General features: G+C 41.9%; 12 protein-coding genes. 7 read left to right on the top strand and 5 right to left on the bottom strand.

The window, feature by feature from the left end; all coding sequences use genetic code 11:
- Nucleotides 1–64: 64 nt before the first annotated feature.
- The 5 genes from trpC to aroF all read left to right on the top strand — a co-directional run bounded on the left by trpC (nucleotide 65) and on the right by aroF (nucleotide 4972).
- A complete protein-coding gene (gene trpC / locus AWW68_RS16445; RefSeq protein ID WP_068223423.1) occupies nucleotides 65–853 on the top strand; it encodes an indole-3-glycerol phosphate synthase TrpC in 789 nt (262 codons plus the stop codon).
- Between the two features lie 90 nt (nucleotides 854–943).
- A complete protein-coding gene (locus AWW68_RS16440; RefSeq protein ID WP_068223420.1) occupies nucleotides 944–1567 on the top strand; it encodes a phosphoribosylanthranilate isomerase in 624 nt (207 codons plus the stop codon).
- Nucleotides 1568–1672: 105 nt separating this feature from the next.
- A complete protein-coding gene (gene trpB / locus AWW68_RS16435) occupies nucleotides 1673–2854 on the top strand; it encodes a tryptophan synthase subunit beta (protein ID WP_068223418.1) in 1182 nt (393 codons plus the stop codon).
- Between the two features lie 263 nt (nucleotides 2855–3117).
- Nucleotides 3118–3891, top strand: coding sequence for a tryptophan synthase subunit alpha (gene trpA / locus AWW68_RS16430; protein WP_068224230.1), 774 nt, complete (start codon nucleotides 3118–3120; stop codon nucleotides 3889–3891).
- A 67-nt stretch (nucleotides 3892–3958) separates the two neighbouring features.
- Nucleotides 3959–4972: a 3-deoxy-7-phosphoheptulonate synthase gene (gene aroF, locus AWW68_RS16425; protein WP_068223415.1), complete on the top strand. Its 1014-nt coding sequence runs from the start codon at nucleotides 3959–3961 to the stop codon at nucleotides 4970–4972.
- A 223-nt stretch (nucleotides 4973–5195) separates the two neighbouring features.
- On the opposite strand, the gene AWW68_RS16420 is transcribed toward aroF, so the two are convergent.
- From AWW68_RS16420 to AWW68_RS16405, 4 genes are all read right to left on the bottom strand, one after another.
- A complete protein-coding gene (locus AWW68_RS16420) occupies nucleotides 5196–5735 on the bottom strand; it encodes an acyl-CoA thioesterase (protein WP_068223412.1) in 540 nt (179 codons plus the stop codon).
- A gap of 229 nt (nucleotides 5736–5964) precedes the next feature.
- Nucleotides 5965–6351: an SMU1112c/YaeR family gloxylase I-like metalloprotein gene (gene gloA2, locus AWW68_RS16415; RefSeq protein ID WP_068223409.1), complete on the bottom strand. Its 387-nt coding sequence runs from the start codon at nucleotides 6349–6351 to the stop codon at nucleotides 5965–5967.
- Nucleotides 6352–6568: 217 nt separating this feature from the next.
- A complete protein-coding gene (locus AWW68_RS16410; protein ID WP_068223407.1) occupies nucleotides 6569–7951 on the bottom strand; it encodes an energy transducer TonB in 1383 nt (460 codons plus the stop codon).
- Nucleotides 7926–8504 (bottom strand): RNA polymerase sigma factor, encoded by a 579-nt coding sequence (locus tag AWW68_RS16405; RefSeq protein ID WP_245660259.1) that lies wholly within the window; start codon nucleotides 8502–8504, stop codon nucleotides 7926–7928. The genes AWW68_RS16410 and AWW68_RS16405 overlap by 26 nt, the downstream gene beginning before the upstream one ends.
- 91 nt (nucleotides 8505–8595) lie before the next feature.
- On the opposite strand from AWW68_RS16405, the gene AWW68_RS16400 reads away from it, so the two are divergent.
- Nucleotides 8596–10476: a YfbK domain-containing protein gene (locus tag AWW68_RS16400; protein WP_068223404.1), complete on the top strand. Its 1881-nt coding sequence runs from the start codon at nucleotides 8596–8598 to the stop codon at nucleotides 10474–10476.
- A gap of 84 nt (nucleotides 10477–10560) precedes the next feature.
- Here the strand turns inward: AWW68_RS16400 and AWW68_RS16395 are convergent, their stop codons facing one another.
- Complete coding sequence (locus AWW68_RS16395; protein ID WP_068223400.1) at nucleotides 10561–11136, bottom strand: hypothetical protein; 576 nt, start codon at nucleotides 11134–11136, stop codon at nucleotides 10561–10563.
- A gap of 298 nt (nucleotides 11137–11434) precedes the next feature.
- Here AWW68_RS16395 and AWW68_RS16390 point away from each other — a divergent pair, with 298 nt between their 5' ends.
- Nucleotides 11435–12169 (top strand): phenylalanine 4-monooxygenase, encoded by a 735-nt coding sequence (locus AWW68_RS16390; protein WP_068223397.1) that lies wholly within the window; start codon nucleotides 11435–11437, stop codon nucleotides 12167–12169.
- Nucleotide 12170 lies beyond the last annotated feature (1 nt).

Here is a 12170-nt window from a genome sequence, read left to right as displayed (position 1 = left end):
AGATTGCTTCGTCCCAAACTTTTGCTCAGGCAAAGTTTGCTTCCCGCAATGACGAAATGGAAATATGGATATACTAGAAAAAATCATCGCGCATAAGCACAAGGAAGTAGAGGAAAGAAGATCGCTTTACACTGAAAAGCTGTTGGAGAAAAGTATCTACTTTGATGGTCAACCGATTTCTCTGAAAAAGTACTTACTGAGAGAAGATAAGTCGGGCATTATTGCTGAGTTCAAGCGTCAATCGCCCTCTAAAGGCGTAATTAATGCTCATGCTCCTGTAGAAAGAACCACTATTGGATATATGCAGGCTGGTGCTTCGGCCTTATCGGTTCTAACAGACTCTGAATTCTTTGGAGGAAGCAGCGAAGACTTGAGCACCGCCAGAAAATTCAACTTTTGTCCAGTACTTAGAAAAGATTTTATCATCGATGAGTATCAGATTGTTGAAGCGAAATCTATCGGTGCCGATGCCATTTTGCTCATTGCAGCGGCACTAGAGCCTAAGAGATTGAAGGAGTTGGCTGCTTTTGCTAAGAGCTTTGGTCTAGAAGTGTTAATGGAGGTTCACAACCAGGAGGAGTTGGAAAACAACCTGAATGAACATCTGGATGTAGTGGGAGTGAATAACAGGAACCTGAAAACCTTCGAAGTATCCATTGATATAAGCAAGCAATTGGCTCCAATGATCCCGAATGATTTCGTGAAAATCTCAGAAAGTGGTATTAGTGATCCTGCTACTATCACTGATCTTAGAACGCATGGATTCCAAGGCTTTTTGATTGGCGAAACATTTATGAAAACAGGTAGGCCGGAAAGAGCTGCAGCGGAATTTATCGAGAAACTAGGTAAATAGAAATCTATCAACAAGGTCCCCTGTTTTCCGATTAACCGATTAACCATTTAACTAGTAACGATTAACCAATAACGATCAAACGTTTAACGAATGACCAAAATGAAACTGAAAGTATGTGGAATGAGGCAAAGCGAAAACATCCAACAACTGTTGGAGTTGGAGCCTGATTTCATGGGTTTTATTTTCTTCGAGCGTTCTAAGCGATTTGCACCTGATCTGGATAAAGAACTGTTGCTAGGGTTTCCTGAAACCACAAAAAAAGTGGGTGTTTTCGTCAATGCACCAATTCAACAGGTAAAGGAAAAAGTTAGGCAGTACAAACTCGATTATGTTCAGTTGCATGGTGACGAGTCGGTTGAGTATGTGGGAGAGCTTTTCGCCATTGGCATCAAGGTAATCAAGGTGCTTTCAGTGGGTGAGGAGTTTGATTTCGACCAACTGAAACCATATAAGGGACTGGTAGACTTCTTCCTTTTCGATACAAAAGGGAAGGAAAGAGGAGGTAATGGTGTGGTATTCAATTGGGAGGTTTTAAATGACTATCCCTATGACGTGCCATACTTCTTAAGTGGAGGAATCGATCTGGAAAATGCGAAAGATATAGCCGGCTTGAAAGTTCAACCTTATGCGATAGATGTGAACTCTAAGTTTGAGTTGGAACCAGGCTTGAAGGATATAGAGCAAGTGAAAATGCTCAAGGAGATTTTAAAATAGAACGTCACTGCGAGGCACGAAGCAGTCTCCTCAAATGGATAAGGAGATTGCCACGGTCGTCCCGAATCATCGGGACTCCCTCGCAATGACGAAAGGAAATAGATTATGAAAATAAAAGTAGACGAACGAGGGTATTACGGTAATTTCGGAGGGGCATACATCCCTGAAATGCTATACCCGAATGTGGAAGAGTTAAGAGATAACTACGAAGCCATAACTTCAGATCCGGACTTCAAGAAGCAGTTCGATCAGTTATTGAAAGACTATGTAGGCAGGCCAACACCACTCTATCTGGCGGAAAGGCTTTCTGAGCATTATGGCGCGAAAATCTACCTCAAACGAGAAGATCTTTGCCACACAGGTGCTCATAAAGTGAATAATACCATCGGGCAAATTCTACTCGCTCAACGATTGGGCAAGAAGAAGATCATTGCCGAAACAGGAGCTGGTCAACATGGTGTTGCTACGACAACGGTTTGTGCGCTGATGGGTGTTGAGTGCATCGTATATATGGGTGAAGTAGATATGGCGCGTCAAAAGCCAAATGTTGAGCGCATGCGTATTCTGGGAGCGGAGGTTCGTCCTGCAAGCAGTGGAAGCAAAACACTCAAAGATGCCACCAATGAAGCCATGCGTCATTGGATCAACAACCCAACCGACACACACTACATCATCGGTTCTGTGGTTGGACCGCACCCATATCCTGAAATGGTTGCCAGATTTCAGTCAGTAATCAGTGCAGAAATCAGAACCCAGTTGAAGGAAAAAGAAGGCACAGAACTACCGAATTATGTAGTCGCTTGTGTAGGCGGTGGTAGCAATGCTGCAGGCGCTTTCTACAACTATTATGACGATGAAGCGGTAGCCTTAGTAGCCGTTGAAGCAGCTGGTTTGGGTAATACCACTGGTAAAAGTGCTGCTACAACCACGCTTGGTAAACCGGGCATTTTACACGGAAGTAAAACGCTTCTAATGCAGACAGAAGATGGTCAGGTAGTTGAACCTTATTCAATTTCTGCCGGTCTGGATTATCCTGGAATTGGTCCTGTGCATGCGCATCTTTTCGAAACAGGTAGAGGAACATTCTACAGTGTGACCGATGAAGAAGCCATGAAAGCAGGTATTCAACTCAGCCGACTGGAAGGAATTATTCCAGCCATTGAGACCTCTCATGCCTTTGCAGCGCTAAAACAGATGAACCTAAAATCAGACGACATTGTAGTCATCAATCTATCTGGAAGGGGCGATAAAGACTTGGAAACATATATTAAATGGGGGAAGTATTGAACGAGTACTGAGTATTGAGTACAAAGTATTGAGACAGCCGAGTGAATTTATTTGGTTTTGTGAACGCCATTGGCTCCTTCTCTTTTTGGAGAAGGCGGGGGATGAGGCCAGATGAAAAATATTCACAAAACAAATGAATGAACAGAGTTAGAATATACTAATTATAGAACGTCACCCTGAACTTGTTTCAGGGTCTGCTAATTCGAAGATGCTGAAACAAGTTCAGCATGACGAATCGAAGAGAGATAGTGAGCAAAGTAGAAATGAACAGAATAGAAAAACTTTTTCAGACCAAGTCTAGCCGAGTACTGAACGTATATTTTACGGCTGGGTATCCTAAGCTAGATGATACGGTGAGCATACTCAAGGCTTTGGAGACATCTGGTGCAGACCTAATAGAAATCGGTATTCCGTTTTCTGATCCTGTAGCCGATGGGCCAACCATTCAGGCTAGTAATGACGTAGCGCTGAGCAATGGGATGACCCTAAAACTCCTAATGGAGCAATTGAAAGACGTTCGCCAAGAAGTGAGTGTACCGATTGTATTGATGGGTTACATCAACCCAATTGTGCAGTATGGAATAGAGCGGTTTTGTGCTGACTGTGCTGAGTGTGGAGTAGACGGTCTAATTTTACCCGATTTACCAATGCATGAGTATCTGGAAGTGTACAAGCCGGTCTTCGAAAAGAATGGCCTGCTAAATACTTTCCTTATTACGCCTCAAACTTCAGAAGCTCGAATTAGAGAGATAGATAATAATACTAGTGGATTCATCTATATGGTTTCATCTGCCAGTACCACTGGTGCCAAAACCGGGATTTCAGAAGCTCAGGAAGCGTACTTCAAAAGAGTAAATGAAATGGGATTGAAAAATCCACGTTTAATTGGCTTCGGCATTTCCAATAAAGAAACCTTCGACAAAGCCTGTGAAAATGCCAATGGAGCAATTATCGGTAGTGCTTTTATTAAGGTACTGGGGCAGGAAGGGGATATGGAATCCAACATTAAGACATTTATAGACCAAGTAATAAACTAGTCGATAGTCTACAGTCCATGGTCGATAGCTGCCATGGACTATTGACCATTGACCATTGACTAATATCATGATTATACAATTCGAACAAGACATAAAAGAGAGCCAAAAAGAAGCGATTATTAATCGAATCAAAGGCCTCAAATACAAACCAGCCGAAGTGAAAACCCAGATGGGAGAGTACCTAATTGGTATAGGTAAAAAGAACTTCGATATCCGTTCCATTGGTTCTATGGACGGAATAAAAGACATCCACATTGTTTCTGATGACTACAAACTCGTTTCGAAAAAGTGGAAGGTAAATGCTACCACAATCGATCTTGGTGACGGTATAGTCATTGAAGATGGCGGTTTCCAAATCATGGCTGGACCTTGTTCTATTGAAGGCGAAGACCAGATTAGGAAAACTATTGCTCACTTGAAGGAAAATGGTGTATCCATAATGCGTGGAGGGGTGTTCAAGCCGAGAAGTTCTCCTTATGCCTTCCGTGGAATGGGAATCGAGGGACTGGAGCTTTGGTATCAACTAGCGAAAGAAGCCGGAATCAAAATTGTCACAGAGGTGATGCAGGTTTCCCAAATTGAAGAAATGGACCCGTATGTCGATATCTATCAGGTGGGAGCGAGGAATACCCAGAACTTCAACCTACTAGATGAGCTCGGCAAAAACACTGATAAGCCAGTAATGATTAAGCGCGGTATTTCAGGAACTATCGATGAGTTGTTGTATTCTGCTGAATATGTGTTTTCAGCTGGTAACGAACGTCTTTTGCTTTGCGAAAGAGGTATCAGAACCTATGAAAAGGCAACGCGTAACACTATGGATTTGAATGCTATTGCTGTACTCAAGGAAAAAACGCATCTGCCAGTTATTGCCGATCCATCTCACGGTATAGGTCTTCGCGACTTTGTGGAGCCAATTGCTTTAGCCAGTATTATGGCCGGAGCAGATGGTGTTATCTACGAAACCCATGAAAAACCAGAAGAGGCTTATTCAGACGGTCAGCAGACTTTGAATTTCCCTGAGTCAGCCAAGCTGATTGACAGAATGAAGAAGACTTTTGAGTTAAGGGAGAGTTTTTAGAGGTAGTTTTGGGTATTGAGTAGAGCGTATTGAGACTCAAAAAGTAAAGTCACTCCCGCGCCTCGAGACCTTGGGGGCGGGAATTTCTAAGGTCTATTGCTCAACCATTATACCTTGAGTCAATCTAGGATACTCAATTTTTACAATAGATCACCTTTGACAAACTTCTGTTGGTGACATTTGAGTTTCCTCGACTCCTGACTACCATCAAAGTGCAAGTTTGTCAAAGATTTACTTGCGCATTCTGCTCCTTAATCAACTCTAAATATTCTTCGGCAATAAACTCTTCAGGGGTAAAGCTTTTCACTCTTTTCTTAGATTGCTCCTGTCGGGTGATGCTTCGGGCAAATCGCCTGATGCCGTCAAGATCGTTAAGAATTAGTCCTGGAACTTCAACTTTCTTCCCGTCATCACCTTTGGCCACCATGGTGAAGTAAGAAGAGTTGCAGTGTTTTCGCACTCCGGTTTGGATGTTCTCCGATTCAACCCTAACACCAACCACCATAGATGTGCGTCCTGTGTAATTGATAGATGCCTTTAGTGTAACTAATTCACCAACTTCTATAGGGTTCAGGAAATCCACACGGTTAACTGAAGCTGTTACACAATACTCCCCAGAGTGCTTGGATGCGCAAGCAAAAGCCACCTGGTCCATTAGGTTGAGAATATAGCCTCCGTGAATTTTGCCACTAAAGTTGGAGTGGGATGGAAGCATTAGCTGAGTAAGCGTGATTTGCGAGTCGGAGATGGATTTAAATGACATGGACTTTATCGAAGTTTGAAAGTCAAATATAACCAGTTTGAACCGTCATTGCGAGGCGCAAAATGAACGCAGTGTAATTTTGCAACGCGGCAATCTGTCAATTCGGAGCGCTGGCTTTTTAATTGGGGAGATTGCCATGTCACAAGTTTGACGGAGGTCAAACTTTCTCCTCGCAATGTCGGTCTCTTAACTGAAGGATTACTCTCCTTGGAGCTGCTAGGATTGAGGTCTATACCTCGTAAAGTTCTAGAGGTAAGTCGTCAGGGTCACTGAAGAATGTGAACCTTTTGCCTGTGTATTCATCCATACGGATTGGCTCGGTGATTACTCCTTTTAATTTCAAGCTATCAACAGCTTCTTCAATATCCTCAACTTCAAAAGCTAGGTGTCTAAGTCCTTGGGCTTCGGGTCGGGATGGTCTTTCCGGTGGATTAGGAAAGGAAAATAATTCAATGATGTATTCTCCATTTAGTGCCAGATCAAGCTTGTAAGATTGTCTTTCTTCTCGGTAGACTTCTCTTATAATCTCCAAACCAAGTATCTCAGTGTAGAATTGTTTCGACTTTGAGTAGTTGCTACAGATGATGGCTATATGATGAACTTTATTGATTTTCAATAGAAAGTGTTTTTGGCAAAGTTAAGTCAGAAGCGATCAAGAGAGCTATGAGCCTTAATTTTCTTTTAATACTCCTGATGAAAAAGCGACCAACATCAAAGCCAGAGAAGTAAATGAATCAGGAATAGAACTGCAAGGCCAAATCTATTTGGTCAATCCTTCAGCAAGCTCAGGATAAATGTGTCTAAAATCTACTATCTAGAGTCTAACGTCTAGTCTAAGGCCTAAACCTAATTCTCACCTTAACCTGAGAACTTACTGGTGTTTGATTTGCTCCTTGTGTTCGGGCTTGCCATTGCGGTCCCTCTTTGATAAGTCGGATGGCTTCTTCATCGCAGCCAAAGCCGAGGCCTTTAATAATCTCGAAGTTGGTCAGTGATCCATCAGCTTCAACGGTAAATTCAACAGTTACTCTTCCTTTGATGTTTTCAGCCCTGGCTTCTTCCGGGTACTCAAGGTTATCCTTTAAGTATCGGTTGAAGTTAGGGTAACCGTCAATTGGTTTGGCGGCAGTATAAGAGGTAGTTCGGTCTTTCTTAGAGGCTTCGCTATAGCCAGAGACCACCACTTCACCCAAAGCGGTATAGTCAGGTTCGAGATTGATTTCCAAAGTTTTGGAGCTGTCTACCAAAACCTCTTGTGTAATGTAGCCAAGATAGCGGAAAGACATCGTTGAGTTTGCTGGTATATTCTTCAATTCAAACTTTCCATTGATATCAGTATTTGTTCCTTCTATCGTTCCTTTTTTAAGAATACTTACCTGAGGGAGTGGAAGTCCATCGTCTGCGCCTTTCACTACTCCTGTTACAGAAACCTTGGCTATATCGGCTTTTGGGGTGGGGTCTGCCATAGCTGCGCTAGAGGCAAGCTGTGATTCGATGGATGAAGCAGCTATTTTGGCCTGCAATAATTCGGCAACCTCTTTTCTGGCGAGAGATTGCTCCAACCTTGCATCCATCTTATTCATAGGGATTGTCAGACTCACCGAATCCGATCGGTGCTGTGTTAAACTTTCGGCTTTTATGAGCTCAATAAGGTCTGGTTCAATTTTCTCAAGGTTTAAATCGATCTCTATTTCATTTTCAGCAACGAGTGTCTCTTCCAAGTCATCATACTGACTTTTAGCAGACTCTGGTTTAGCAGTAAGTTTATCATCAGAACTCTTAGACTTTGTTTCTTGGGTAGTGTCGGCAAAGGTGTTTTTGCTCTTGCTTTTAGTGATAGAATCGGTTTGTACAGGTTCATTGTTCTCTGTTAGAAGCTTGCTCGGAAGCGGCTTGTCTTGCTTAATAATTAACAATGAACCTACGGTAATGATGATAAGTGCTGCCGCTGCAATACCTCTCCAGATAGTCCAAAAGCCGGTAGATTGATCTTCTTCGGCTAAGAGTTCATCCAGTCTATTATCCAGTTCATTGAGATCGGCATCGAGCATTTCATCGGTGAATTCATCTAGTCCTTCAAGTGTCTCATTATAAAGTGGGTTTTCGAGCATAAGACGTTCCACCTCATGTTGTTCTTCACGAGTGAGTTCACCATTTCTGTAAGCTTTGATAAGCTCAGGTGTCAAATGTTCAATATGTCTGTTCTTCTTGCTCACGCAGTTTTTCTATACATATTTTCAAATTCCTTCTTCCATTCTGAAGATAGCTTTTCACTTTCTTCAACTCAAAACCTGTGGCTTCACAGACTTCCTGATAGGTTTTCTTCTTTAGGTAGAAAAGCTTGATGCAGGTATTCTGTTCCTCATTCAGTCCTTCAATACAGGTTTCCATTTTGCCTAAATCTTCTTCGAGTTCGGCTCCATCATTATGATGCACAGGAAGCTGATATTCCATAAGCTCAACTCCATTAATTTCGGGACTCTTCTTTCTTAGAAGCATTAGGCACTCATTGCGAGTAAGGACATAAAGCCAGCTCTTAAAACTCTGAACCTCCTTTTCCTTTAGCTCCTTCATTAGCTTTTCAAAAACTTGCATGGCCATGTCTTTAGCGGCCTCTCTATCCTTCAGATATTTCATGCAAGTACCATAAACCAATGGCATGTAACGCTTGAATAGAATTCCTAATACAGATTTTTCTCCAGTCGATTGATAAGATTCAATCAATTGAATGTCAGTTAGTTGTTCTGTATTTGAATTCCCTCGAATCAAGCGCTGTAAAAGTTTTTTTAGGTCTGTTTATGGAATCGATCGAGTTCTAGCATCCTGTCTTTAAAGATTGTAAAACTAAAATCGATATACCATGAAACAGGTCTTAATAATCATGATGACTTTATTGGTCGGATTCCATAAACCAGTAGAGGAAAAATTTTCAAGAACCATCACTGGTCAGGTACGAGGCGCTGATGATGGGCTACCGTTGGCAGCAGTTTCTGTAATAGAAAAGGGTACAAGTAATGGGGTGGCTACAGACAAAGATGGCCGATTCTCTATTCAAGTAAATAATGAGAGTACACTCGTTTTTAGATACTTAGGTTATGTGACTAAGGAAGTGAAATTGAAGAAGTCTGATGTTGTAAATGTGAATCTTCAGCCAGATATGATGGCACTTGAGGAGGTTGTGGTAATGGGGTATGCTGGTCAGTCTAAAAGGGCTTTAGCATCTCCACTTAATGCTCAGTATGATATGTTTGAAGATGACTTAGAGCTGAAGGTGCTTGAACAAGATCATATTCAGTCTATATATATGCCGAATTACAAACCAAATACTGAGTCTTATGCTGAAATAGATGAAAACGGATTTAACTCACCTTTCAAAAATCCTTTCAGTACGTTCTCTATCGATGTTGATGCTGCTTCATACAGTAATATCAGACGTTTCATTAACAATGGTCAGCTGCCGCCAAAAGATGCGGTCAAGGTAGAGGAGATGATCAATTACTTCGATTATGATTATGAAGGGCCAAAAGGAAAGCACCCTTTCAATGTTCAGCATGAGGTAGGGCGCGCACCATGGAATGAAGATCATTATTTAATGCATATCGGTATTCAGGGTGAAAAGATTGAAATGGATAAGCTTCCTGCTTCGAATATTGTGTTTTTGCTTGATGTATCGGGTTCAATGGGTGCGCCAAATAAGCTGCCTCTACTTCAGAAGTCTTTAAAGCTGTTGGTGAATGAGTTGAGGCCTGAAGATCGCGTTTCTATTGTGGTGTATGCAGGGGCGGCAGGAGAGGTACTTCCTTCCACTTCGGGTGACAACAAACGAGAGATTCTTAAGGCGCTGGAAAATCTACAGGCTGGAGGTTCAACTGCAGGAGGAGCTGGCATTAAACTGGCCTATAAAATTGCACAAGAGAATTTCATTGAAGTGGGGAATAATAGAATTGTCTTAGCTACAGATGGAGATTTTAATGTCGGGGCTTCAAGCGATAAAGCCATGGAAGACCTAATCGAAGAGAAGAGAAAGAGTGGTGTATTTCTTACTGTTCTAGGTTTTGGAATGGGGAATTATCAAGATTCAAAAATGGAGATTCTGGCCGATAAGGGAAATGGAAACCATGCTTATATCGATAATATTTTGGAAGCCAAGAAGGTATTGGTCAATGAGTTTGGTGGAACATTGTTCACCATTGCTAAGGATGTGAAACTACAGGTTGAATTCAATCCTGGAACTGTACAGGCCTATCGACTAGTTGGCTATGAAAACAGACTTTTGGCCGATGAAGACTTCAATAACGATAAAAAGGATGCAGGCGAATTAGGTGCTGGCCATACTGTGACTGCACTATACGAAGTGATTCCAGCAGGAGTGAATAGCAGCTTCAAACCGGTAGATGATTTAAAGTATCAGGCAAATCAGAAGCCGCAAGAGGTCATCAATTCAACCGACTTAGTAACTGTGAAGCTGCGTTATAAGAAGCCTGATGAAGACAAGTCGATTTATCTAGATACGGTGATCAAAAATCAATTGACGCAAAAATTAAGCAATGACTTCCATTGGTCTGCTGCGGTAGCATCATTCGGTATGCTACTCAGAGATTCAGGTTATCGCAATGATTTCAGTTATGGAAAGGCGCTAGCTTTAGCAAGAAACAGTAAAGGAGCTGACATGAACGGCTACCGTGCCGAAATGATCAAACTGATGGAAATGGCTGAGTTGATGAAGAAAACGGAGGAGTAAAATCTCTGGTCGTCATTCTCGTGAAGACGGGAATCTCCCAATCATTTTGGAGATCCCCGCCTACTCGGGGATGACGGTTATTATTTATTCAATCACTTCTCTCTTCAACTTAATGGTTACTTCATGAGGGGCAGGCTGGTCGCCACCAAAGTATGGCCATAGCCAGTAATTGTCACCTGTTTCACAATTCTGAGTTCTCTTCATGGTAACTGAGCTCAATCCAGTGCCAGAATATTGATAAGTGTCGCCATCAATCAATATTTCAAGGTCTATTTCTTTATTGAAGTCAACCGTGCCCATGAGTTCAAAACTAAGTTGTCCTTCGCGATAAGTGTAAGCCAAAAGCTGCAGTTGGTCCTGATACCAGCGCCACCCGATTCTGGCACTTTCACTTTGGTGGTCTTGATGGCAATCAGAGAAACCTACAAGCTTGTTGATGTCTGCCTGATCTGACGCTACGTCTAATGTGTACTCAGCACTTTCATCGAAAATAGCAGTTACTCTAATTCCAGTGCCAGTAAATGGTTCGTTCCGAAGAATGGAGCTATGATTTCCTTGGCTGATGGTGAAAATTTCGAATCCAGTGTCAGGATCAATATCTATGGTTTGGTTGCAGCCTACGAATAATATCGCTGCGAAAACGGCAGATAGTCTTTTCATGGTTGAGTCGGAGATTACTGCAAATAACGAATAAATGTTTGAAAGTCAGTCTTTTTGAGTGCTTGGTCAGGTTCAAGGCTAGCGGTGAGCAAAAAAACATTTTTTACTTGCGCCTGAAAATAGAGGTCTTACCTTTGTAGCCATGTTGATGAACAACGCATATTACTACCACTATTACCATGCTACGCAAGTGCGGAACGGTAGGCATATGTTTTAATTGATTTAACTAATTGAAGATATACAAACCCGGTTCCGCAAGAGCCGGGTTTTTTTATTGCCAAAAACTAAAAAAACCGATATGAAACAGATTTACGAGAATTACACAGCAGAGGATCAGCAGGTTTGGAAAATCCTTTTCGACAGGCAATTTCCCCAACTGCCACAAGCGGCCACAAAAGAGTTTTTAACTGGTTTAGAGAAGATTAACTTCACTGGTGAGGCTATTCCTAATTTTGAAGACACTAACAAGATTTTGAAGAAGCTTACCGGATGGGAAATTTACGCTGTGCCTGGAATTGTTGAAGATGGATTATTCTTCGAACTAATGGCCAATAAGAAGTTTCCAGCAACTACATGGGTTCGTAAAATGAGTCAACTGGACTACCTGGAAGAACCAGATATGTTCCATGATGTGTTTGCTCACATTCCATTGTTAACCAACCAGGCGTTTGTCGATTTTCTTCAGGCCATAAGCCAATTTGGCCATGAGTGGATCGAAGATGAATGGGCTATTCATTTGCTTTCAAGAATTTACTGGTACACCATTGAATTCGGCCTAATAAGAGAAGAGTCGGGACTCAGAATTTATGGTGCAGGTATTCTATCTTCTTCAGGAGAAACCAAATTCTCGCTTTCAAATGAGCCGAATCATTTCGAGTACGATGTAGACCACATTTTAGATACACCTTACAGAAAGGATAAAATGCAAGAGAACTACTTCATCATCGACTCTTACGAGCAGCTTTACGAGTCTATTCCTGAAATTAAAGAGAAGATTGAAAAGAGGTTAAAAGAAAAGGCATCTTTGGCATAAC

This window comes from Roseivirga spongicola (assembly GCF_001592965.1).
GTDB classification, from domain to species: Bacteria; Bacteroidota; Bacteroidia; order Cytophagales; family Cyclobacteriaceae; genus Roseivirga; species Roseivirga spongicola.
The sequence above is the reverse complement of the archived record's forward strand: the minus strand, read 5'-3'. Positions and strand labels throughout refer to the sequence as shown.